This window comes from Pseudomonas sp. R4-34-07 (assembly GCF_003852375.1).
Taxonomy (GTDB): domain Bacteria; phylum Pseudomonadota; class Gammaproteobacteria; order Pseudomonadales; family Pseudomonadaceae; genus Aquipseudomonas.
Window position 1 is genome coordinate 3575462 of sequence record NZ_CP027760.1, and the last position, 24633, is coordinate 3600094.

At 60.6% G+C, this 24633-nt stretch carries 21 protein-coding genes; 18 read left to right on the forward strand and 3 right to left on the reverse strand.

Features of this window, described 5'->3' with window-relative positions; all coding sequences use genetic code 11:
* Positions 1-57: 57 nt before the first annotated feature.
* On the reverse strand, positions 58-1314 hold the full coding sequence (icd, locus tag C4J85_RS16455) for an NADP-dependent isocitrate dehydrogenase (RefSeq protein WP_124367410.1): 1257 nt from the start codon (positions 1312-1314) through the stop codon (positions 58-60).
* Between the two features lie 494 nt (positions 1315-1808).
* Between icd and C4J85_RS16460 the strand changes: the two genes are divergently transcribed.
* Entirely contained in the window at positions 1809-4034 is a 2226-nt protein-coding gene (locus tag C4J85_RS16460) for an NADP-dependent isocitrate dehydrogenase (RefSeq protein WP_124367411.1), read from the forward strand.
* A gap of 57 nt (positions 4035-4091) precedes the next feature.
* Here C4J85_RS16460 and C4J85_RS16465 read toward each other — a convergent pair whose 3' ends face one another.
* Positions 4092-4964, reverse strand: coding sequence for a LysR family transcriptional regulator (locus C4J85_RS16465; RefSeq protein ID WP_124410230.1), 873 nt, complete (start codon positions 4962-4964; stop codon positions 4092-4094).
* 72 nt (positions 4965-5036) lie between these two features.
* On the reverse strand, positions 5037-5933 hold the full coding sequence (locus C4J85_RS16470; RefSeq protein WP_124410231.1) for a DMT family transporter: 897 nt from the start codon (positions 5931-5933) through the stop codon (positions 5037-5039).
* Positions 5934-6201: 268 nt separating this feature from the next.
* Here C4J85_RS16470 and C4J85_RS16475 point away from each other — a divergent pair, with 268 nt between their 5' ends.
* The 17 genes from C4J85_RS16475 (at position 6202) to nuoJ (ending at position 24632) form a co-directional block, all read left to right on the forward strand.
* Positions 6202-6648, forward strand: a complete 447-nt coding sequence (locus tag C4J85_RS16475; protein ID WP_124410232.1) for an NUDIX hydrolase — start codon at positions 6202-6204, stop codon at positions 6646-6648.
* Positions 6649-6707: 59 nt separating this feature from the next.
* On the forward strand, positions 6708-7832 hold the full coding sequence (gene mnmA / locus C4J85_RS16480; RefSeq protein ID WP_124367413.1) for a tRNA 2-thiouridine(34) synthase MnmA: 1125 nt from the start codon (positions 6708-6710) through the stop codon (positions 7830-7832).
* On the forward strand, positions 7829-8452 hold the full coding sequence (hflD, locus tag C4J85_RS16485) for a high frequency lysogenization protein HflD (RefSeq protein ID WP_017137510.1): 624 nt from the start codon (positions 7829-7831) through the stop codon (positions 8450-8452). Before mnmA ends, hflD begins: the two co-directional genes overlap by 4 nt.
* Positions 8453-8577: 125 nt before the next feature.
* The gene (gene purB / locus C4J85_RS16490) at positions 8578-9948 is read left to right on the forward strand and encodes an adenylosuccinate lyase (RefSeq protein ID WP_124410233.1); all 1371 of its coding nucleotides are present in this window, start codon (positions 8578-8580) and stop codon (positions 9946-9948) included.
* Positions 9949-10032: 84 nt separating this feature from the next.
* The gene (locus tag C4J85_RS16495) at positions 10033-11199 is read left to right on the forward strand and encodes a cupin domain-containing protein (protein WP_124407556.1); all 1167 of its coding nucleotides are present in this window, start codon (positions 10033-10035) and stop codon (positions 11197-11199) included.
* Positions 11192-11614, forward strand: a complete 423-nt coding sequence (locus C4J85_RS16500) for a GNAT family N-acetyltransferase (RefSeq protein WP_124410234.1) — start codon at positions 11192-11194, stop codon at positions 11612-11614. The genes C4J85_RS16495 and C4J85_RS16500 overlap by 8 nt, the downstream gene beginning before the upstream one ends.
* 217 nt (positions 11615-11831) lie before the next feature.
* Positions 11832-12569, forward strand: a complete 738-nt coding sequence (locus C4J85_RS16505; RefSeq protein WP_124410235.1) for a secretin N-terminal domain-containing protein — start codon at positions 11832-11834, stop codon at positions 12567-12569.
* A 177-nt stretch (positions 12570-12746) separates the two neighbouring features.
* Positions 12747-14072, forward strand: a complete 1326-nt coding sequence (gene aceA, locus C4J85_RS16510; protein WP_124367417.1) for an isocitrate lyase — start codon at positions 12747-12749, stop codon at positions 14070-14072.
* Between the two features lie 822 nt (positions 14073-14894).
* The gene (locus tag C4J85_RS16515; RefSeq protein ID WP_003192109.1) at positions 14895-15308 is read left to right on the forward strand and encodes an NADH-quinone oxidoreductase subunit A; all 414 of its coding nucleotides are present in this window, start codon (positions 14895-14897) and stop codon (positions 15306-15308) included.
* Positions 15309-15318: 10 nt separating this feature from the next.
* Positions 15319-15993 (forward strand): NADH-quinone oxidoreductase subunit B family protein, encoded by a 675-nt coding sequence (locus C4J85_RS16520; protein ID WP_124367418.1) that lies wholly within the window; start codon positions 15319-15321, stop codon positions 15991-15993.
* A gap of 71 nt (positions 15994-16064) precedes the next feature.
* Positions 16065-17849, forward strand: a complete 1785-nt coding sequence (gene nuoC, locus C4J85_RS16525) for an NADH-quinone oxidoreductase subunit C/D (protein ID WP_124367419.1) — start codon at positions 16065-16067, stop codon at positions 17847-17849.
* A gap of 2 nt (positions 17850-17851) precedes the next feature.
* Positions 17852-18349, forward strand: coding sequence for an NADH-quinone oxidoreductase subunit NuoE (nuoE, locus tag C4J85_RS16530; RefSeq protein ID WP_003232080.1), 498 nt, complete (start codon positions 17852-17854; stop codon positions 18347-18349).
* The gene (nuoF, locus tag C4J85_RS16535) at positions 18346-19704 is read left to right on the forward strand and encodes an NADH-quinone oxidoreductase subunit NuoF (protein ID WP_057024316.1); all 1359 of its coding nucleotides are present in this window, start codon (positions 18346-18348) and stop codon (positions 19702-19704) included. Before nuoE ends, nuoF begins: the two co-directional genes overlap by 4 nt.
* 136 nt (positions 19705-19840) lie before the next feature.
* The gene (nuoG, locus tag C4J85_RS16540) at positions 19841-22555 is read left to right on the forward strand and encodes an NADH-quinone oxidoreductase subunit NuoG (protein ID WP_124410236.1); all 2715 of its coding nucleotides are present in this window, start codon (positions 19841-19843) and stop codon (positions 22553-22555) included.
* Positions 22552-23559, forward strand: a complete 1008-nt coding sequence (gene nuoH, locus C4J85_RS16545; protein WP_003174724.1) for an NADH-quinone oxidoreductase subunit NuoH — start codon at positions 22552-22554, stop codon at positions 23557-23559. Before nuoG ends, nuoH begins: the two co-directional genes overlap by 4 nt.
* Before the next feature lie 11 nt (positions 23560-23570).
* The gene (gene nuoI, locus C4J85_RS16550) at positions 23571-24119 is read left to right on the forward strand and encodes an NADH-quinone oxidoreductase subunit NuoI (RefSeq protein ID WP_003174725.1); all 549 of its coding nucleotides are present in this window, start codon (positions 23571-23573) and stop codon (positions 24117-24119) included.
* Positions 24120-24128: 9 nt separating this feature from the next.
* A complete protein-coding gene (gene nuoJ / locus C4J85_RS16555; protein ID WP_065884950.1) occupies positions 24129-24632 on the forward strand; it encodes an NADH-quinone oxidoreductase subunit J in 504 nt (167 codons plus the stop codon).
* Position 24633 lies beyond the last annotated feature (1 nt).

The window sequence follows — 24633 nt, forward strand, 5'->3', positions numbered from 1 at the left end:
GTCGGGCAAAGAAACCGGCCACTCCAGTCATCGGATGGCCGGTTTTCATGCACCTGCTTACATATGCTTGATCAACGCCTCACCAAAGCCTGACGACGACACCAATGTCGCCCCTTCCATCAGGCGTTCAAAGTCATAGGTCACGGTCTTGGCCGAAATCGCACCGTTGGTGCCCTTGATGATCAAATCAGCCGCCTCTACCCAGCCCATATGCCGCAGCATCATTTCCGCCGACAGAATCAATGAGCCCGGGTTGACCTGATCCTTGCCCGCGTACTTCGGTGCCGTGCCGTGGGTAGCTTCGAACATGGCCACGGTATCGGACAGGTTGGCCCCCGGCGCGATACCGATGCCGCCCACTTCTGCCGCCAGGGCGTCAGACAGGTAATCGCCGTTCAGGTTAAGTGTCGCAATCACGTCATATTCAGCCGGACGCAGCAGGATTTGCTGGAGCATCGCATCGGCAATCGCATCCTTGACCACTACGTTCTTGCCGGTCTTCGGGTTCTTGAACTGCATCCACGGCCCGCCATCGAGCAGGGTCGCGCCGAACTCCTCGGCCGCCACTTCGTAGGCCCATTCCTTGAAGGCACCTTCGGTGAACTTCATGATGTTGCCTTTGTGGACAATGGTCAGCGAGTCGCGGTCGTTATCCACCACATATTGCAGGGCCTTGCGCGCCAGGCGCTTGGTGCCTTCCAGCGATACCGGCTTGATACCAATGCCGCAATCCTGGTCGAAGCGGATCTTGGTAACGCCCATCTCCTCCTTGAGGAACTTGATCACCTTGATCGCCTCAGGCGAACCGGCCTTCCACTCGATGCCGGCGTAAATATCCTCGGAGTTCTCACGGAAGATGGTCATGTCCACATCCCCCGGCTTCTTGACCGGGCTGGGCACGCCTTCGAACCAGCGCACCGGGCGCAGGCATACATAGAGGTCGAGTTGCTGGCGCAGGGCCACGTTCAGCGAACGGATGCCGCCGCCGACCGGGGTGGTCAGCGGGCCCTTGATGGACACCACGTAATCCTTGACCGCATCCAGGGTTTCCTGAGGCAGCCAGGTGTCCTGGTCGTAGACTTGGGTGGCCTTCTCGCCGGCGTACACCTCCATCCACGAGATTTTGCGCTTGCCGCCGTAGGCCTTTTCAACAGCTGCGTCGACCACCTTGATCATCACCGGGCTGATGTCGACGCCAATACCGTCACCTTCGATATAGGGGATGATCGGTTGGTCAGGAACATTGAGAGAATGGTCTGCATTGACGGTGATTTTGTCGCCGACTGCCGGAACCTGAATCTTCTTGTATCCCATGCTGAACTCCATCTATGGATTGAACATCTGGCTGCGTTCGAGCCTACTCCAGATAAATGGCGACTGAAACCTTGCGCCATGCTCATTTGCATCGAAAACAGCATAAATTGTCGCCTACAAGCCTGAAAGCAAAGGCAAAATCGCCAATCTTGAGCACCCCGTGCGACTTTAGCCGCACAGGCGCTGCCTGCGACCTTTAGACCAATGGACGACCCACCTTTTGTATGAAGGCTCAGCGTAAGCATAGCGACCTATGTATAATGCCGCCGCTGACCAAAGAGTCACGACGGTTGACCGCTCTAGACAGTAGCCTTCAGCCAGAAAGCAGGACTATTACAATAGTCCAAACGCTTGACGCTCGACTGATGCAACCCAACATCACCGCGAAGAAACCTCGACATTTCGCTCATGGATGACTTTGAACGAACGCGCTCCACCCGGCGCATCTCGAGTTTCTGCGCACGCTTTCAGCAAAGAAGAGAGTTAATCCGAATATGCCCACCCGCTCGAAGATCATCTACACCTTCACCGACGAAGCCCCAGCCCTCGCCACCTATTCACTGCTGCCTATCGTAGAGGCCTTCACCGCTTCCGCTGATATTGCCGTGGAAACCCGCGATATTTCCCTCGCCGGGCGCATCCTCGCAAGCTTCCCCGAGCAACTGGGCGACAAGGCTATCCCGGACCACCTCGCCGAACTGGGCGACCTGGCCGTTACGCCTGAAGCCAACATCATCAAGCTGCCTAACATCAGCGCCTCGACCCCGCAGCTGCAAGCCGCGATCAAGGAACTGCAGGCCCAGGGCTACGCCCTGCCGGACTACCCGGAAACCGTAACTACCGACGCGGAAAAAGAAACCCGTGCCCGTTACGACAAGGTCAAGGGCAGCGCCGTGAACCCGGTCCTGCGCGAAGGCAACTCCGACCGCCGCGCACCGCTGTCGGTCAAGAACTACGCACGCAAGCACCCCCACAAGATGGGCGCCTGGTCTGCCGACTCCAAGTCGCACATTGCCCACATGAGCAATGGCGACTTCTACGGCAGCGAAAAAGCCGTACAGATCGAAACCGCTGACGCTGTCAAAATCGAGCTGATCGCTCAAGACGGCACCGCCACCGTCCTGAAAGAAAAGACCTCGGTACAGGCTGGCGAGATCATCGACACCGCCGTACTGAGCAAGAAAGCCCTGCGCGCGTTCATCGCCGCCGAGATCGAAGACGCCAAGAAGCAAGGCGTGCTGCTGTCGGTTCACCTGAAAGCGACCATGATGAAGGTCTCCGACCCGATCATGTTCGGCCAGATCGTTGCCGAATTCTATAAAGACGCCCTGGCCAAGCACGCGACCGTGCTGGAGCAGATCGGCTTCAACCTGAACAACGGCATCGGCGACCTGTACGCGCGCATCAAGGCCCTGCCTGCCGAGCAACAAGCGCAGATCGAAGCGGACATCCAGGCGGTCTATGCCGCTCGCCCTTCGCTGGCGATGGTCAACTCCGACAAAGGCATCACCAACCTGCACGTGCCGAGCGACGTGATCGTCGACGCCTCGATGCCAGCCATGATCCGTGACTCCGGCAAAATGTGGGGCACCGACGGCCAACTGCACGACACCAAGGCCGTGATCCCGGATCGCTGCTACGCCACCATCTACCAGGCGGTCATCGAAGACTGCAAGGCCAATGGCGCCTTCGATCCCACCACCATGGGCAGCGTGCCAAACGTTGGCCTGATGGCGAAGAAAGCCGAAGAGTACGGCTCCCACGACAAGACCTTCCAGATCAAGGCTGACGGCGTAGTCCGCGTCACCGACAGCAAGGGCAACCTGCTGATGGAACAGATCGTCGAAGCCGGCGATATCTTCCGCATGTGCCAGACCAAAGACGCGCCGATCCAGGACTGGGTCAAGCTCGCCGTCAACCGTGCCCGCGCCAGCAACACCCCGGCCATCTTCTGGCTGGACCCTCAGCGCGCTCACGATGGCGTGGTGGTCGAGAAAGTTCAGGCCTACCTGAAAGACCACAACACCGAAGGCCTGGACATCCGCATCATGGCCCCGGTCGACGCGATGAAGTTCACCCTGGAACGCACCCGCAAGGGCCTGGACACCATCTCGGTGACCGGTAACGTACTGCGCGACTATCTGACCGACCTGTTCCCGATCATGGAGCTGGGCACCAGCGCCAAGATGCTGTCGATCGTGCCGCTGATGAACGGCGGCGGCCTGTTCGAAACCGGCGCCGGCGGTTCGGCACCGAAACACGTGCAGCAGCTGCTGGAAGAAAACTTCCTGCGCTGGGATTCCCTGGGCGAGTTCCTGGCCCTGGCCGCGTCCCTCGAGCACCTGGGCGTGACGTACAACAACCCGAAAGCCCTGGTCCTGTCCAAGACCCTGGACCAGGCCACCGGCCAGTTCCTCGACAACAACAAGTCGCCATCGCGCAAAGTCGGCAACATCGACAACCGCGGCAGCCACTTCTACCTGGCACTGTACTGGGCCCAGGCCCTGGCCGCCCAGACCGAAGACACGGCACTGCAAGCGCAGTTCGGCGAACTGGCCAAGACCCTGGCCGCGAACGAAGCAACCATCGTTGCCGAGCTCAACGCCGTACAGGGCAAGCCAGTGGACATCGGCGGCTACTACGCGCCGAACCCGGAGCTGACCAGCAAGGCCATGCGCCCAAGCAATACGCTGAATGCGGCGATTGCCAAGTTGAAGTAAGGTTGTAAGGATGCATCACACACCCCGGCCATGTGCCGGGGTTTGTGTTTTCAGGGCTTATGCAACGCCGTATTCCTCGCGCCACGCAGCCTCGATAATCGCCAGCAATTGCGACGCGTACCAAGGCCCCCAGCCCGACCTCTGCTTGAGTTCGACGCCAAACCCCGGCAGCGCGGGCAAATGCGCGAGCGCTTCGACGTTTTTCAAGCCCGGCACTTGGGCAAACCAGGGCAAAAGCGTCACGCCGACGCCTGCCTGGACAGCTGAACGCAACGACATCAAGTCTTCAGACTCATACACACAGCGCCACCTGATCCCACTCTCCTCTAAGCGCCGAATCGCCAGGCTCCTGAAGATGCAGGGTGCCTTGAACAAGGCCAGCGAAATTTCCTGGCCTTCCAGGGGGGCTACCGCACGCTCGCCACCCAGCCACGCCAATGAAAGTGCATGCAAAGGCACGCCGGCAACTTTTGGCAACTCATCGATCATCAGGCCAATATCGATTCTTCCTTCACTGAACACCTCCGAGAGCAGCATGGAACGCGCGACCTTGACCACAATTCGCACTGAAGGCAACTCGAGCGCCACAGCAGGAATAACGCGCTGCAGGATTTCCTCGCTGAAATATTCGGGCATACCCAGCGTCACGGACTCTTGAGTGCGGCTGACATCAAACAGGCTCCCCACCTTGTCGTTAACGTTGACCATCTGCTGGGCATAGCCGGTCAGGCGCTCCCCTTCAAGGGTGAGCAACACCTGACGGTTGTCGCGGGCAAAAAGCTCGACACCCAGCAAATCCTCAAGTCGTCGAACCTGCTGGCTGATTGCCGGCTGGGTCAGGCTCAACGCCTGCGCGGCCCGTGTGAAACTGCCCAGCTCCGCGACTTTGAGGAAACTGCGCAGCGACTGGATATCAAGATTGACTCTCATGACACACCCATGCGCGTGAGTAAATATTCCGCGCCATTAGTGCAAGGCGCCTGCTATGGCTGTCAAGGCCGCCTACCTGGCACGCGCATGATTCATCCAATAAACCCCCATTCCTGAAACAACAAATCCCACAATCGCAATCACACCCGGCACCTCACCCAACACCAACGACGCCATAATCTGCGTGACCGCTGGAATCACATGAAACAAGTTCGTCGCTTTGCTCGCCTCCCCGCGCCGAATCATCAAATAGAGCAGCGTCAGCGCACCCACGGAGTTCATCAGCGTGATCCAGGCTACCGATGCTGCGAACGGAGCCCACTCAGTCACCTGCATGGTTTCGGTGGTATATGCCAACAGCAACATGACCAGTGACGCGGTAACCATCTGTATGAAACAACCCACCCATAGATTCACCCCGCCAAGAAAACGCTTCTGATAGAGCGTGCCAAGCGTGATACCCAATAGCGCTAAGCCCACCGCGCCGTAACCGCCAACTGACGCCTCGGAGCCAAAAAAACTGCTGGCCACGACGATGGCCACGCCGCCAACACCCAGGATCGAACCCGGCAGATCGCGCCAACTCAATTGTTCACCCAAGCAGAAATAGGCACCGATCACGACGAACACCGGCATCAGCCCGACGATCAACGCCGCCTGCCCAGCTGGGACGCCCTGACTTATCCCGGTGTAGAGACCGCCGAATTGCAGGGCTTGCAAAAGCAGGCCGACTGCCGCCGCATGAAGGTAAGGCGTAAGCCGCCGGGGCCACTGCGCCTTGATGACGAGCGCCACCCCCAGGAACACGAGGGCAGCCAAGGCAAATCGATAGAACGTCATGGTGAAGGGCTCGCCATAACGCACACCGAACGCACCGCCGATGTAGCCGGAACTCCACAGCAGAATGAAGGTTATGGGCAGCGGCGATGTGAGGCGCACTTGGTAGCGTTTATGAGCAACCGGGTTCATGACACTCTCCAAACTGATAGTCCTGGAGAGATAAGCTGCGCCATGCGCTGAAATCGGTAAAATCATAAAATGTCAGATGTATCATGTAGATTGCTTATGCATCAGCTCTGAAGAAACCGAATCCAAATGTGGGAGGGGGCTTGCCCCGATCGCGGCGTGTCAGCCGCCAATGTACTGGCTGACATACCGCTAGCGGGAGCAAGCCCCCTCCCACACTGACCGCAATTCTGCTTGAAGAGCGCGTTGTATCCTGAATCGAGAGGCTTTCATGACCTGGCTCCCCCACATCACTGTCGCCACGATCGTCGAAGACAATGGCCGTTTCCTGATGGTCGAGGAACTCAAGGGCGGTCGCGCTGTGCTCAACCAGCCGGCCGGCCATCTCGACCCGAACGAAAGCCTGACCGAAGCCGCGGTGCGTGAAACCCTCGAGGAGACCGGCTGGGACGTCGAAGCCACCGGCATCGTCGGCATCTACCTGTACACAGCCCCGAGCAATGGCGTGACCTATCAACGGGTCTGCTTCATCGCCAAGGCCCTGAAACACCACCCGGAGTACCAACTCGACGAAGGCATCCTGCGCGCCCGCTGGCTGACCCGTGACGAACTGATGGAACTGCGCGACGACTGGCGCAGCGAGCTGATCATCCGCTGTATCGATGATTATCTGGCCGGCCAGCGTCACAGCCTGGAATTGATCCGTCCTTCTCTTTAGCCTTGCGGGCCCAGGCCTGCTAGAATCGCGTCCTTTTTCAAGACACCCGTTGAAACCCTATGCGTGATCCAGCCCCTTCTGACACACAAAAGAAGCGCGTCATCGTCGGTATGTCCGGCGGCGTGGATTCTTCCGTTTCCGCCGTTCTGCTCATGGAGCAGGGTTATGAGGTGGAAGGCCTGTTCATGAAGAACTGGGAAGAAGACGATGGAACGGAATACTGCACCGCCATGGACGACCTCGCGGACGCCCAGGCCGTGTGCGACAAGATCGGTATCAAGCTGCACACCGCCAACTTCGCCGCCGAGTACTGGGACAATGTGTTCGAGCACTTCCTCGCCGAATACAAGGCCGGGCGCACGCCGAACCCGGATATCCTGTGCAACCGCGAGATCAAGTTCAAGGCGTTCCTCGACTACGCGATGATGCTCGGCGCCGACCTGATTGCCACCGGCCACTATGTGCGCCGCCGCGATATCGATGGCCGCACCGAACTGCTCAAGGGCCTGGACCCGAACAAGGACCAGAGCTACTTCCTGCACGCCGTGGGCGGTGAACAGATCGCCAAGACCCTGTTCCCGGTGGGCGAGCTGGAAAAGCCCGAAGTGCGCAGGATCGCCGAACAACACGGCCTGGCCACCGCCAAGAAGAAGGATTCCACCGGAATCTGCTTTATCGGCGAGCGCCGCTTCAGCGATTTCCTCAAGCAATACCTGCCGGCACAACCGGGCGAGATCAAGACCACCGACGGTGAAGTGATCGGCCGTCACCACGGCCTGATGTACCACACCATTGGTCAGCGCCAGGGCCTGGGCATCGGCGGCTTGAAAGATGCCGGCGAAGAGCCGTGGTACGTGCTGGTCAAGGATCTGGAAAACAATGTGCTGATCGTCGGCCAAGGCAATGAGCATCCCTTGCTGTTCTCCGGCGCCCTGCTCGCTTCAGAAATCTATTGGGTCAACCCCATCGACCTGAGCACCCCGCGCCGCCTGACCGCCAAAGTGCGCTATCGCCAGAGCGACCAGCCCTGCACCCTGGAAAAAACCGCTACCGGCTACCGTGCCACCTTCGATGACCCGCAGCGCGCAGTCACCCCTGGCCAATCCGTGGTGTTCTATGACGGCGACATCTGCCTGGGCGGCGGCGTGATTGAAGTTGCGCAAGCCTGGAGCAACCCGGCATGAGCCCGACCCAGGAGCAGTTGACCGCACTGGGCGGGGTTTTCCTTGCGGCGGTGCTGGTGGACAAGATCGCCAAGACCGGCCAGGTCACCGAGGCGGGCCTGACCTGCATGCTCGGCAGCCTGCTGATCCGCGACCCCAAGGACACCCTGGAAGTCTACGGTGGCGACGACCTGGCGCTGCGTGAAGGTTACCGCGCCCTGATCGGCGCCCTGGAACGCGACCCCAGCACCCTGCAGCGCGAACCCCTGCGCTACGCCCTGTCGATGCTCGGCCTGGAGCGTCAACTGGCCAAGCGCGACGACCTGCTGGAAACCATTGGCAAGCGCCTGCCGCAGATCCAGTCCCAGGTGGAGCACTTCGGCCCGGCCCACGAGAACGTGATCGCCGCCTGTGGCGCGCTGTACCAGGACACTCTGAGCACCTTGCGCCAGCGCATTCAGGTGCACGGCGACATGCGCAACCTGCAGCAACCGAACAACGCCTCGAAAATCCGCGCCCTGCTCCTGGCGGGTATTCGTTCGGCGCGGTTGTGGCGCCAGTTGGGTGGCCATCGCTGGCAACTGGTGATCAGCCGGCGCAAATTGCTCAAAGAGCTTTACCCGTTGATGCGCAACGAATAAGTCGCACCAGCAGACCTTTTTCAAGCTGTTACGCGTAATACGCCGGTCAGTTGGCGACGGACCGGCGAATGTTTTCATGTATGATACGCGCCCCATTTCGTTGCCCGACTGTCCGAGAACACCCCATGCAGCTTTCTTCGCTCACTGCGGTTTCCCCTGTTGACGGCCGCTACGCCGGCAAAACCCAGGCCCTGCGCCCTATTTTCAGCGAGTACGGCCTGATCCGTGCCCGCGTCCTGGTTGAAGTGCGCTGGCTCCAGCGCCTGGCCGCTCACCCTGCCATCAGCGAAGTGCCGGCGTTTTCCGCCGAAGCCAACGCTGTCTTGAACACCCTGGCGGAAAACTTCTCCCTGGAGCACGCCGAGCGTGTGAAAGAGATCGAGCGCACCACCAACCACGACGTCAAAGCCATCGAGTACCTGCTCAAGGAGCAGGCGGCCAAGCTGCCGGAACTGGCCCAGGTCAGCGAGTTCATCCACTTTGCCTGCACCAGCGAGGACATCAACAACCTGTCCCACGCCCTGATGCTGCGCGAAGGCCGTGATGAGGTGATGCTGCCGCTGATGCGCCAGACCGCCGAGGCCATCCGCAAGCTGGCGATCCGTTTCGCCGCCGTGCCGATGCTCTCGCGCACCCACGGCCAGCCGGCCTCGCCGACCACCCTGGGCAAAGAACTGGCCAACGTGGTGTACCGCCTGGAGCGCCAGATCGCTCAAGTCGCCGCCGTGCCATTGCTGGGCAAGATCAACGGCGCCGTGGGCAACTACAACGCCCACCTGTCGGCCTACCCCGAGATCGACTGGGAAGCCAACGCTCGCGCCTTCATCGAAGACGAGCTGGGCCTGGGCTTCAACCCCTACACCACGCAGATCGAACCCCACGACTACATTGCCGAGCTGTTCGACGCAATCGCGCGCTTCAACACCATCCTGATCGACTTCGATCGCGATATCTGGGGCTACATCTCCCTGGGCTATTTCAAGCAGCGCACCATTGCCGGTGAAATCGGTTCGTCGACCATGCCGCACAAGGTCAACCCGATCGACTTCGAAAACTCCGAAGGTAACCTGGGTATCGCCAACGCCCTGTTCCAGCACCTGGCCAGCAAGCTGCCGATCTCGCGCTGGCAGCGCGACCTGACCGACTCCACCGTACTGCGCAACCTCGGCGTGGGCTTTGCCCACAGCGTGATCGCGTACGAAGCCAGCCTCAAAGGCATCAGCAAGCTGGAACTCAACGAGCAGAAAATCGCCGCTGACCTGGACGCCTGCTGGGAAGTGCTGGCCGAGCCGATCCAGACCGTAATGCGCCGCTATAACATCGAAAACCCCTACGAGAAGCTCAAAGAGTTGACGCGCGGCAAGGGGATTACCTCCGACGCGCTGCAAACTTTCATCGATGGCCTGGACATGCCAGCCGCTGCCAAGGCCGAGCTGAAACTGCTCACCCCGGCCAACTACATCGGTAACGCCGTAGAGCAAGCCAAACGCATCTGACCATCGCACGACCCTTTGAGACGCCCGGCCGCGCCGGGCGTTTTTATTCCTGTCTTAAAAGTGCTTTTTTTCAATAGGTTACACATGAATCCTGATATCCCTCTTCAACTTCTGGGCGGCATCACGGCACGGGAATTCCTGCGCGACTACTGGCAGAAAAAACCGCTGTTGATCCGCCAGGCCATCCCTGATTTCGAAAGCCCGATCGACGCCGACGAACTGGCCGGCCTGGCGCTGGAAGAGGAAGTCGAATCGCGCCTGGTGATCGAACACGGCGAGCGTCCGTGGGAACTGCGTCGCGGCCCGTTCGCCGAAGATGCCTTCAGCACCCTGCCCGAGCGTGAGTGGACCCTGCTGGTGCAGGCGGTCGACCAGTTCGTGCCGGAAGTTGCCGAATTGCTCGAGCATTTCCGCTTCCTGCCAAGCTGGCGCATCGACGATGTGATGATCAGCTTCGCCGCGCCGGGTGGCAGCGTCGGTCCGCACTTCGACAACTACGATGTGTTCCTGCTGCAAGCCCAGGGCAAGCGCAATTGGAAGATCGGCCAGATGTGCAGCTCTGAAAGCGCGCTGCTGCAGCACGCCGACCTGCGCATCCTCGCCGAATTCGAAGAAAGTGCCGAATGGGTGCTCGAACCGGGCGACATGCTGTACCTGCCGCCGCGCCTGGCACACTTCGGCATCGCCGAAGACGACTGCATGACTTACTCGGTGGGCTTTCGCGCCCCAAGCGCCGCCGAAGTGCTGACCCACTTCACCGACTTCCTCAGCCAATACCTGACCGACGAAGAGCGTTACACCGACGCCGACGCCCAACCGGTCAGCGACCCGCACCAGATCCAGAGCGACGCCCTGGACCGCCTCAAGAGCCTGTTGGCCGAGCACATGAGCGACGAGCGCATGCTGCTGACCTGGTTCGGCCAGTTCATGACCGAACCGCGCTACCCGGAGCTGGTGGCAGGTGAAGAGTTGGGCGAGGACGATTTCATCAGCAGCCTGCAAGACGGCGCGATCCTGGTACGCAACCCGAGCGCGCGCCTGGCCTGGTCGGAAGTGGACGACGATGTGCTGCTGTTCGCCAGCGGCCAGAGCCGTTACCTGCCGGGCAAACTGCGCGAACTGTTGAAACTGGTGTGCTCGGCAGACGCCCTGCACAACGAAAATCTGGGCGTTTGGCTGGCGGACGAAGACGGTCGCGACCTGCTGTGCGAACTGGTCAAGCAAGGCAGCCTGGGGTTTGCGGATGAATAAGATTCACGTAAGTGTCGCGGACTGGCGAAAGGATATCGACGAGATTCGGCGCATTCGTGAAGCGGTATTCATCGCTGAACAATCGGTCCCACCGGAGCTGGAGTGGGACGCGGACGACGCCGGCGCAATGCATTTCCTGGCATTCGAAGGCGACTTTCCGATTGGCACCGCTCGCTTGCTGCCCAGTGGCGAAATCGGACGCGTATCGGTGCTCAAGGACTGGCGCGGGCTTAAAGTCGGCGACAAGCTGATGGAAGCGGTGATCGGCCAAGCCGAGAAGCGTGGCCAGACCCGGCAATTCCTCAGTGCGCAGGTGTACGCGGCACCGTTTTATGAGCGACTGGGCTTCAAGATCATCAGCGATGAATTCCTTGAAGTCGGGATTCCGCATGTTGATATGGTGCGCGAGGGCTGAGCCGAGACCGCAGCGCTGCCATCGGGGCAAGCCCCCTCCCACACTTGATTGGGTTCACAGGTCAAAATGTGGGAGGGGGCTTGCCCCCGATGGCTATTTCAGCAACACCCCAAATGCCCTGCCTTGCCAGGGCATTTTGCCGTCTAGTATTCAACTTGCGACCCGCCAGGCCGACAAACTGGCACTATCCAGCCTTTGACTCGCCGAGATCACGGACATGTTCCTACGCACCCTGCTCACCGCCCTCCTCCTGGCCGCCAGCGCATCGGCCATGGCCGACACCGAAGTGGTCAACCTGAGCAACCGCACCAGCGCCGACCTGCTGCCCGTGGCGCAGAACTTCATCGGCAAGGACGGCACCGTGAGTGCCTACGGCAATCAACTGATCATTAACGCCGACCCCGGCAAGATCCAGAACCTGCGCACCCTGCTCTCTCAACTCGACACCCCCGCCAAACGCCTGCTGATCACCGTCGACACCAACGAAAACAACCAGCAGAACAGCGGCGACAGCCAGACCCGCATCATCAGCTACGGCACTACCAGCCGCGACGGCGGCATCCAGCAGATCCAGGCCAGCGAAGGCGTACCCGCGCTGATCCAGGTCGGTCAAAGCGTACCGCTGACCACCACCCAGCAGGACAGCTACGGGCGCCTGCAGAACCAGACCCAGTATCGCAACGTCACCCAGGGTTTCTACGTGACCGCCAGCGTCACCGGCGAGACCGTTCACCTCGCCATCAGTACCAACCGTGACCGCATGAGCCAGGAACGTCCCGATGTAGTGAACGTGCAAAGTACCGACACAAGCGTCAGCGGGCGCCTGGGCGAGTGGATCTCCCTGGCCGGCGTCAACCGCGAAACCCAAGCCGACAAATCCTCTACAACCCGCAGCTACTCTACTCAGGGCCGCGATGACCTGACTTTGCGGGTCAAGGTCGACACGCTGAACTGAAGCACCAAAAACTGACTGCCGAGTCGTCCAAGAACAAATATGTAGTGCCAGAAAAAAAGCACTACAAAACATTTGACGCCCTCAAAAAGGCTGTGCATGATGGCCTCGCTCCCGCTTATCAGGGGCCCTGGCAAGGGCCTTCGAACCCTACAAGACGCGACGACGAGGTTTATCTACATGGCACTGACACGTGAACAGCAAATTGCAGCCCTTGAGAAAGACTGGGCTGAAAACCCACGCTGGAAAGGCGTGACCCGCGCTTATTCCGCTGCTGACGTCGTCCGCCTGCGTGGCTCGGTCCAACCCGAGCACACCTTTGCAAAACTCGGCGCCGAGAAGCTGTGGAACCTGGTCACCCAAGGCGCCAAGCCGTCCTTCCGTCCCGACAAAGATTTCGTCAACTGCATGGGCGCCCTCACAGGCGGCCAGGCAGTGCAACAGGTAAAAGCCGGCATCCAGGCGATCTACCTGTCCGGCTGGCAAGTGGCAGCGGATAACAACTCCGCTGAATCCATGTACCCCGACCAATCGCTGTACCCGGTGGACTCGGTGCCAACCGTGGTCAAGCGCATCAACAACGCGTTCCGTCGCGCCGACCAGATCCAGTGGAAAGCCGGTAAAGGCCCGGGCGACCAAGGCTACATCGATTACTTCGCGCCGATCGTGGCTGACGCTGAAGCCGGTTTCGGTGGCGTACTCAACGCCTACGAGCTGATGAAGAGCATGATCGAGGCGGGCGCCGCCGGCGTTCACTTCGAAGACCAGCTGGCTTCGGTGAAAAAATGCGGCCACATGGGCGGCAAAGTACTGGTCCCAACCCAGGAAGCTGTACAGAAGCTGACCGCTGCCCGCTTGGCCGCTGACGTTGCCGGTACGCCGACCATCATCCTGGCGCGCACCGATGCCAACGCCGCCGACCTGCTGACCTCGGACTGCGACCCGTACGACCAACCGTTCGTGACCGGCGAACGCACCCAGGAAGGCTTCTACAAAGTACGCGCCGGCCTCGACCAGGCGATCGCTCGCGGCCTGGCCTACGCACCGTACGCCGACCTGATCTGGTGCGAAACCGCCAAGCCGGACCTGGACGAAGCCCGCCGCTTCGCCGAAGCGATCAAAAAGGAATACCCGGACCAGCTGCTGTCCTACAACTGCTCGCCTTCCTTCAACTGGAAGAAGAACCTGGACGACGCGACCATTGCCAAGTTCCAGCGTGAACTGTCGGCCATGGGCTACAAGCACCAGTTCATCACCCTGGCCGGCATTCACAACATGTGGCACAGCATGTTCAACCTGGCGCACGACTACGCCCGCAACGACATGACCGCCTACGTGAAGCTGCAGGAGCAGGAGTTCGCTGACGCCGCCAAAGGCTATACCTTTGTGGCGCACCAGCAGGAAGTGGGCACCGGCTACTTCGACGACATGACCACCGTGATCCAGGGCGGCACCTCGTCCGTGACCGCGCTGACCGGTTCGACCGAAGAAGAGCAGTTCCACTGAGTGACTGAGTACCCGGCCATTGCGGCCCCAGGGAAGACCTAACCGCAGTGCCGCACAACATCACGCCCCGACTGGTTCGGGGCGTTTTTTTTGTTTCAGTCACACCCAAAATCAACTGTGGGAGGGGGCTTGCTCCCGATTGCTGAGTGCCAGTCAGCACATCTGTTGCTGATCCACCGCCATCGGGGGCAAGCCCTAATGCCAGTCAGTTAAGGCTTTTTGTAGGAGCGAGGCGGGCGGCTAGCCCTTGCTCGCGAAAAACTCACAGGCACCGCGTTCATTCAGAAAGCACGCGTTATCGTTGACGTTTTTCGCGAGCAAGCTCGCTCCTACAGACGGTGGTGTACGCTTAGCTGACTTGCATTAGGGCAAGCCCCCTCCCACATTGGAATGCGATCAGCCTGAAGATTTTGTGCAAAACCTTGATCCAGAGCGGTATTCGCTGCAGATAAATCGGTTACAAAATCCGTTCCATCAACCGGCGACAATCACACAAGTAACGGCAACTTCCCCCGCCACACGAGAAACATTCGCTTAAACCCTGCGCAAACAATATTCATTATCATTTAAACCATGAAAACTTTCTTACCGGTCAAACAAAACGCAATTGTTCAAAAGCCCGCTAATGCCCATGCTGCAAGGGCTACAGCCCCACAACGGTGCACTATGTGCTTATTCCATCGAATAATTTCGCCACAGGAATTTTACTTGCCCGGTGTTTAGCCATAAAATCACCGCGATTGATTGCAGTGCGACATATCGTCACTGCATCGTTACTTTTTCGAGCTCAGAGACCTTTGCTCTCTGTTAAGGATTTCCAGCATGACCGACGCGACAGGACTCATGGCCCACAACTGGGGCTTTGCCATTTTCCTCCTCGGTGTTGTAGGCCTTTGCGCTTTCATGCTCGGCGTCTCCAGCCTCCTCGGGTCAAAAGCCTGGGGCCGCAGCAAAAACGAACCGTTCGAGTCGGGCATGCTACCTACAGGTGGCGCCCGCTTGCGGCTCTCAGCCAAATTCTATCTGGTCGCGATGCTCTTCGTGATCTTCGATATCGAAGCCCTCTTTCTCTTTGCCTGGTCTGTGTCCGTCCGCGAAAGCGGCTGGACCGGATTCGTCGAAGCTCTCGTTTTCATAGCAATTCTGTTGGCAGGTCTTGTCTACCTGTTCCGAGTGGGCGCCCTTGACTGGGCTCCGGAAGCTCGTCGCAAGCGGCAAGCGAAGCTGAAACAATGAGGCTTTGGCGATGCAATACAATCTCACCAGGATCAACCCGGACGCTCCTAACGAGCAGTACCCCATCGGCGAACGCGAAACCGTTTCCGACCCGTTAGAAGACCAAGTCCACAAAAACATCTACATGGGCAAGCTGGAAGACGTGCTGAATGGCGCGGTCAACTGGGGGCGCAAAAACTCCCTGTGGCCGTACAACTTCGGTCTTTCGTGCTGCTACGTGGAAATGACCACCGCCTTCACGGCGCCCCACGACATCGCGCGCTTTGGCGCCGAAGTCATCCGGGCATCACCGCGCCAGGCGGATTTCATGGTTATCGCCGGTACGCCGTTCCTGAAAATGGCCCCCATTATCCAGCGCCTGTATGAACAGATGCTGGAACCCAAATGGGTCATTTCCATGGGCGCCTGTGCCAATTCCGGCGGTATGTACGACATCTATTCCGTAGTGCAGGGGGTCGACAAGTTCCTCCCCGTGGATGTCTACGTGCCCGGCTGCCCGCCCCGTCCCGAAGCTTTCCTGCAAGGTTTGATGCTGTTGCAGGAATCGATTGGCAAGGAGCGTCGCCCGCTTTCCTGGGTCGTCGGTGATCAAGGCGTGTACCGCGCCGAGATGCCGTCCCAAAAGGAACAGCGCCGCGAACAGCGAATCGCAGTCACCAATCTGCGCAGCCCCGACGAAGTCTGATCCAGCCCGCTTCTTTTATAGAACGAAAACCTGGCTTCATTCTTTACGTTGACCGAAAGCGATAAAAAACCATGACTACAGGCAGTGCTCTGTACATCCCGCCTTATAAGGCAAACGACCAGGACGTGGTCGTCGAACTGAACAACCGTTTTGGCGCCGAGGCGTTCACCGCCCAGGAGACCCGCACCGGCATGCCCGTGCTGTGGGTTGCCCGCGCCAGGCTCATCGAAGTCCTGACCTTCCTGCGCAACCTGCCCAAGCCCTACGTCATGCTCTATGACCTGCATGGCGTGGACGAGCGTCTGCGCACCAAGCGCCAGGGGTTGCCGAGCGGCGCCGATTTCACCGTGTTCTACCACTTGATGTCGCTGGAACGTAACAGCGACGTGATGCTCAAGGTTGCCCTGAGCGAGAGCGACCTGAGCGTACCGACCGTCACCGGAATCTGGCCGAACGCCAACTGGTACGAGCGTGAAGTCTGGGACATGTTCGGCATCGACTTCCCGGGGCACCCGCACCTGACCCGCATCATGATGCCGCCGACCTGGGTAGGTCACCCGCTGCGCAAGGACTTCCCGGCGCGCGCCACCGAGTTCGACCCTTTCAGCCTCACCCTGGCCAAGCAACAGCTTGAGGAAGAAGCTGCGCGCTTCAACCCGGAAGACTGGGGCATGAAGCGTTCCGGCACCAACGAGGACTACATGTTCCTCAACCTGGGCCCGAACCACCCTTCGGCCCACGGTGCCTTCCGTATTATCCTGCAGTTGGACGGTGAAGAAATCGTCGACTGCGTACCGGACATCGGCTACCACCACCGTGGTGCCGAGAAGATGGGCGAGCGCCAGTCGTGGCACAGCTACATTCCGTACACCGACCGCATCGACTACCTCGGCGGCGTGATGAACAACCTGCCGTACGTGCTCTCGGTCGAGAAGCTGGCCGGCATCAAGGTACCGGACCGCGTCGACACCATCCGCATCATGATGGCCGAGTTCTTCCGGATCACCAGCCACCTGCTGTTCCTGGGCACCTACATCCAGGACGTGGGCGCCATGACGCCAGTGTTCTTCACCTTTACCGACCGCCAGAAAGCCTACACCGTGATCGAAGCGATCACCGGTTTCCGGCTGCACCCTGCCTGGTACCGCATCGGCGGCGTTGCGCACGACCTCCCGCGCGGCTGGGAACGCCTGGTCAAGGAATTCATCGACTGGATGCCCAAGCGCCTGGACGAATACCAGAAAGCCGCCTTGGACAACAGCATTCTCAAGGGTCGTACCATCGGCGTCGCCCAGTACAACACCAAGGAAGCGCTGGAATGGGGCGTCACGGGCCCAAGCCTGCGCGCGACCGGCCTGGACTTCGACTTGCGCAAGGCGCGCCCTTACTCCGGCTACGAAAACTTTGAGTTTGAAGTGCCGTTGGCGGCCAACGGCGATGCCTACGACCGTTGCATCGTGCGCGTCGAAGAAATGCGCCAGAGCCTGAAGATCATCGAGCAGTGCATGCGCAACATGCCGGCCGGCCCGTACAAGGCGGATCACCCGCTGACCACGCCGCCGCCCAAAGAGCGCACGCTGCAGCACATCGAAACCCTGATCACGCACTTCCTGCAAGTCTCGTGGGGCCCGGTGATGCCGGCCAACGAGTCCTTCCAGATGATTGAAGCGACCAAGGGCATCAACAGTTATTACCTGACGAGCGATGGCGGCACCATGAGCTACCGCACCCGGATTCGTACTCCAAGCTTCCCGCACTTGCAGCAGATCCCTTCGGTGATCAAAGGCGAGATGGTCGCGGACTTGATTGCGTACCTGGGTAGTATCGATTTCGTTATGGCCGACGTGGACCGCTAAGCATGAACAGCACGCTTATCCAGACAGACCGTTTCACCTTGAGTGAAACCGAGCGCTCGGCCATCGAGCACGAGCTGCATCACTACGAAGACCCGCGCGCGGCGTCGATCGAAGCCTTGAAGATCGTCCAGAAGGAACGTGGCTGGGTGCCGGACGGCGCCCTCTACGCCATCGGCGAGATCCTCGGCATCCCCGCCAGCGACGTTGAAGGGGTGGCGACGTTCTACAGCCAGATCTTCCGCCAGCCGGTCGGCCGCCACATCATTCGCGTATGCGACAGCATGGTGTGCTACATCGGTGGCCACGAGTCCGTGGTCAGTGAAATCCAGGCCAAGCTGGGCATCGGCCTGGGCCAGACCACCGCCGACGGCCGCTTCACGCTGCTGCCGGTGTGCTGCCTGGGCAACTGCGACAAGGCGCCGGCGTTGATGATCGACGACGACACATTCGGTGACGTGCAGCCTGCTGGCGTGACCCAATTGCTCGAGGGCTACCCATGACCCTGACTTCCTTCGGCCCGGCCAACCTGATCAAGCGTTCGGCCGAGACCCACCCGCTGACCTGGCGCCTGCGTGACGACGGCGAGCCCGTGTGGCTCGACGAGTACCAGGCCAAGAACGGCTATGCAGCCGCGCGCAAAGCCTTCGCCGACATGGCCCAGGACGACATCGTCCAGACCGTGAAAGACGCCGGCCTCAAAGGCCGTGGCGGCGCAGGTTTTCCCACGGGCGTGAAGTGGGGCCTGATGCCCAAAGACGAATCCATCAACATCCGCTACCTGCTGTGCAACGCGGATGAAATGGAGCCCAACACCTGGAAAGACCGCATGCTGATGGAGCAACTGCCCCATCTGCTGATCGAAGGCATGCTGATCAGTGCCCGCGCGCTGAAAACTTACCGTGGCTATATCTTCCTGCGCGGTGAATACACCACCGCCGCCAAGCACCTCAACCGTGCCGTGGCCGAAGCCAAGGCGGCGGGCCTGCTGGGCAAGAACATCCTCGGTTCGGGTTTTGACTTCGAGCTGTTCGTGCACACCGGCGCCGGGCGTTATATCTGCGGTGAAGAAACCGCACTGATCAACTCCCTCGAAGGCCGCCGCGCCAACCCGCGCTCCAAGCCGCCCTTCCCTGCCGCCGTGGGCGTGTGGGGCAAGCCGACCTGTGTGAACAACGTCGAGACCCTGTGCAACGTGCCGGCGATCATCGCCGACGGCGTGGACTGGTACAAATCGTTGGCCCGCGAAGGCAGTGAAGACATGGGCACCAAGCTCATGGGCTTCTCCGGCAAGGTCAAGAACCCTGGCCTGTGGGAGCTGCCGTTCGGCGTGACCGCGCGCGAGCTGTTCGAGGACTACGCCGGCGGCATGCGCGACGGCTACACCTTGAAAGCCTGGCAGCCAGGCGGCGCCGGCACCGGCTTCCTGCTGCCCGAGCACCTCGACGCACAGATGTATGCCGGCGGCATCGGCAAGGTGGGCACCCGCATGGGGACCGGCCTGGCGATGGCGGTGGACAACACGGTGAACATGGTCTCGTTGCTGCGCAACATGGAGCAGTTCTTTGCCCGTGAATCCTGCGGCTTCTGCACCCCGTGCCGTGACGGTCTGCCGTGGAGCGTCAAGCTGCTGATGGCCCTGGAAAACGGTGAAGGCCGCGAGGGAGACATCGAAACCCTGCTCGGGCTGGTCGGTTTTCTCGGCCCAGGCAAGACCTTCTGTGCTCACGCACCGGGCGCCGTGGAGCCATTGGGCAGCGCAATCAAATACTTCCGCCCTGAATTCGAGGCCGGCATCGCGCCAACCCGCGCGGGCGAACTCACTCAGGTGGTATCACCGACCATGGTCGGTGCGTAACGCTTAAAGAAGCGAAGGGTTCGTGCCCTTCGCTTTTCTCATGTGCGGACGCCTTGATGGCTGTGTAGATGCACATGAATAACAAGATTCCATTAGCCACGCCCGCTGACAATGGGCCAACGAAGAACTTTGAACCATGGCCACTATCCACGTAGACGGCAAAGCGCTCGAAGTCGATGGGGCAGACAACCTGTTACAGGCATGTCTGTCACTCGGCCTCGACATCCCGTATTTCTGCTGGCACCCCGCGCTCGGTAGCGTCGGTGCCTGTCGCCAGTGCGCGGTCAAGCAGTACACCGACGAAAACGACACCCGTGGTCGTATCGTCATGTCCTGCATGACCCCAGCTACCGACAACACCTGGATTTCCATCGACGATGATGAATCCAAGGCGTTCCGCGCCAGTGTCGTCGAATGGCTGATGACCAACCACCCCCACGACTGCCCGGTCTGTGAGGAAGGCGGTCACTGCCACCTGCAAGACATGACGGTGATGACCGGCCACAACGAGCGCCGCTATCGCTTCACCAAGCGTACCCACCAGAACCAGGACCTCGGCCCGTTCATCTCCCACGAAATGAACCGCTGCATCGCCTGCTACCGTTGCGTGCGTTTCTATAAGGACTACGCCGGCGGCACCGACCTCGGCGTGTTCGGCGCCCACGACAACGTGTACTTCGGTCGCGTTGAAGACGGCGTGCTCGAGAGCGAATTCTCCGGCAACCTCACCGAGGTCTGCCCGACCGGTGTGTTCACCGACAAGACTCACTCCGAGCGCTACAACCGCAAGTGGGACATGCAATTCGCCCCGAGCATCTGCCATGGCTGCTCCAGCGGTTGCAACATCTCGCCGGGCGAGCGCTACGGTGAACTGCGTCGTATCGAAAACCGCTTCAACGGCTCGGTCAACCAGTACTTCCTGTGTGACCGTGGCCGCTTTGGCTACGGCTACGTCAACCGCGAAGACCGCCCGCGCCAGCCACTGCTGGCCGATGGCGCCAAGCTGAGCCTGGACGCGGCGCTGGATAAAGCCGCCGACCTGCTGCGCGGCCGTAACATCGTCGGTATCGGTTCGCCGCGCGCCAGCCTCGAAAGCAACTTCGCACTGCGCGAACTGGTCGGCGCCGAGCACTTCTACAGCGGCATCGAAGCCGGCGAGCTGGAGCGCATCCGCCTGGTCCTGCAAGTGCTGAACGACAGCCCGCTGCCAGTGCCGAACATGCGCGACATCGAAGACCACGATGCGATCTTCGTGCTCGGTGAAGACCTGACCCAGACCGCTGCGCGTATCGCGCTGTCGCTGCGCCAGTCGGTCAAAGGCAAGGCCGAAGCCATGGCCGACGCCATGCGCGTGCAGCCTTGGCTCGACGCCGCAGTGAAAAACATCGGCCAGCACGCGCTGAACCCGCTGTTTATCGCCTCCCTGGCTGAAACCAAGCTCGACGACATCGCCGAAGAATGCGTCCACGCTGCACCGGACGACCTGGCGCGCATCGGTTTCGCCGTGGCCCACGCCCTTGACGCCAGCGCGCCTGCCGTCGACGGCCTGGACGCCGAAGCCGTGGCACTGGCCCAGCGTATCGCCGGCGCCCTGCTGGCCGCCAAACGCCCATTGATCATCGCCGGCACCTCGCTGGGTTCAAAGGCGCTGATCGAAGCCGCCGCCAACATCGCCAAGGCCTTGAAGCTGCGCGACAAGAACGGCTCCATCAGCCTGGTGGTACCGGAAGCCAACAGCCTCGGCCTGGCCATGCTCGGTGGCGAGTCCCTGGACGCCGCTCTGCAAGCGGTGACCGACGGCAACGCCGACGCCATCGTGGTGCTGGAAAACGACCTGTACACCCGCACTGATGCGGCCAAGGTTGACGCTGCGCTCAACGCCGCCAAGGTGCTGATCGTGGCCGATCACCAGAAAACCGCCACCAGCGAGCGTGCCGACCTGGTGCTGCCAGCGGCCACCTTCGCCGAAGGCGACGGTACCCTGGTCAGCCAGGAAGGCCGCGCCCAGCGCTTCTTCCAGGTGTTCGATCCGAAGTACATGGACGCCAGCATCCTGGTTCACGAAGGCTGGCGCTGGCTGCATGCCCTGCGCGCGACCCTGCTGAACCAGCCGATCGACTGGACCCAGCTCGACCACGTCACCGCCGCTACCGCTGCAAGCGCACCGCAACTGGCGCGGATTGTCGATGCCGCACCGTCCGCCTCGTTCCGCATCAAGGGCCTGAAGCTGGCCCGTGAACCGCTGCGTTATTCCGGGCGTACCGCCATGCGCGCCGACATCAGCGTGCATGAACCGCGGACCCCGCAAGACATCGACACCGCGTTCGCCTTCTCCATGGAAGGCTATTCGGGTTCGGCCGAACCGCGTCAGCAGGTGCCGTTCGCCTGGTCGCCGGGCTGGAACTCGCCGCAGGCCTGGAACAAGTTCCAGGACGAAGTCGGTGGGCATATCCGCGCTGGCGACCCGGGCACCCGCCTGATCGAGAGCAGCGGTGACTCGCTGAACTGGTTCGCTGCCGTACCGCGTCCGTTCAACCCGGCCCCGGGTACCTGGCAAGTGGTGCCGTTCTTCCACCTGTTCGGCAGCGAAGAGACTTCTTCCAAGGCCGCGCCGGTTCAAGAACGCATTCCAACCGCCTACGTGGCCCTGGCCAAATCCGAAGCCGACCGCCTGGGCGTCAACGACGGTGCCCTGCTCAGCCTGAACGTGGCCGGCCAGACCTTGCGCCTGCCGCTGCGCATCAATGACGAGCTGGGTGCCGGCCTGGTTGCACTGCCTAAAGGCATCGCCGGTATTCCTCCAGCGATCTTTGGCCAAACCGTTGACGGTCTGCAGGAGGCAGCGCAATGACCTGGTTCACCCCTGAAGTGATCGACGTGATCATCTCGGTCGTCAAGGCCATCGTGATCCTGTTGGCCGTGGTCGTCGCGGGCGCCCTGCTCAGCTTCGTCGAACGTCGCCTGCTGGGCTGGTGGCAGGACCGTTACGGTCCGAACCGCGTTGGCCCGTTCGGCATGTTCCAGATCGCCGCCGACATGCTGAAGATGTTCTTCAAGGAAGACTGGACCCCGCCGTTTGCCGACAAGGTGATCTTCACCCTGGCACCGGTGGTGGCCATGAGCGCCTTGCTGATCGCCTTCGCGATCATTCCGATCACCCCGACCTGGGGCGTGGCGGACCTGAACATCGGCTTGCTGTTCTTCTTCGCCATGGCTGGCCTGTCTGTGTACGCGGTGCTGTTCGCCGGTTGGTCGAGCAACAACAAGTTCGCCCTGCTGGGCAGCTTGCGTGCCTCGGCGCAGACCGTCTCCTATGAAGTGTTCATGGGGTTGGCGCTGATGGGCATCGTGGTGCAGGTTGGTTCGTTCAACATGCGCGATATCGTCGAGTACCAGGCGCAGAACCTGTGGTTCATCATTCCGCAGTTCTTTGGCTTCTGCACCTTCTTCATCGCCGGCGTGGCTGTGACTCACCGTCACCCCTTCGACCAGCCGGAAGCGGAGCAGGAACTGGCCGACGGTTACCACATTGAATATGCCGGCATGAAATGGGGCATGTTCTTCGTCGGTGAGTACATCGGCATCATCTTGATCTCGGCCCTGCTGGTCACGCTGTTCTTCGGCGGCTGGCACGGTCCGTTCGGCATCCTGCCGCAGTTGGCCTTCTTCTGGTTCTTCTTGAAGACCGCGTTCTTCATCATGCTGTTCATCCTGCTGCGCGCCTCGATTCCGCGCCCGCGCTATGACCAGGTGATGGATTTCAGCTGGAGATTCTGCCTGCCGCTGACCCTGATCAATTTGCTGGTGACGGCCGCCGTCGTGTTGTTGAACACGCCAGCAGCCGCGGTTCAGTGAGGATTTGACCCATGTTCAAATATATTGGCGACATCGTTAAGGGTACCGGTACCCAGTTGCGAAGCCTGGTGATGGTGTTCGGTCACGGCTTTCGCAAACGCGACACCCTGCAATACCCGGAAGAAGCGGTATACCTGCCGCCGCGCTATCGCGGCCGCATCGTGCTCACCCGCGATCCCGATGGCGAAGAGCGTTGCGTAGCCTGCAACCTGTGCGCCGTGGCGTGCCCGGTGGGTTGCATCTCCCTGCAGAAAGCTGAAACCGAAGACGGTCGCTGGTACCCGGACTTCTTCCGTATCAACTTCTCGCGCTGCATTTTCTGCGGCCTCTGCGAGGAAGCTTGCCCGACCACCGCGATCCAGCTCACACCGGATTTCGAGATGGCCGAGTTCAAACGTCAGGACCTGGTGTACGAGAAAGAAGATCTTTTGATTTCCGGTCCCGGTAAAAACCCTGATTACAACTTCTATCGTGTTGCAGGTATGGCCGTTGCCGGTAAGCCCAAGGGCGCCGCACAAAACGAAGCCGAGCCGATCAACGTGAAGAGCTTGCTGCCTTAAGGAAGAAAGATGGAATTCGCTTTCTATTTCGCATCGGGTATTGCAGTGGTGTCCACGCTTCGCGTGATCACCAACACCAACCCCGTGCACGCCCTGCTCTACCTGATCATTTCGCTGATCGCCGTGGCCATGACCTTTTTCGCCCTCGGCGCACCGTTCGCCGGTGTGCTGGAAGTGATCGCCTACGCCGGCGCCATCATGGTGCTGTTCGTGTTTGTGGTGATGATGCTCAACCTCGGGCCGGCCTCGGTCGCCCAGGAACGCGTCTGGCTCAAGCCCGGCATCTGGCTCGGCCCGGTCGTGCTGGCAGCGCTGCTGCTGGGTGAACTGCTGTATGTGCTGTTCGCTCACCAGAGCGGCCAGGCCATCGGCCACACCACCGTAGACGCGAAAGCCGTGGGCGTCAGCCTGTTCGGCCCGTACCTGCTGGTGGTCGAACTGGCTTCGATGCTGCTGCTCGCCGCAGCCATCACCGCCTTCCACTTGGGCCGCAACGAAGCCAAGGAGCAATGAC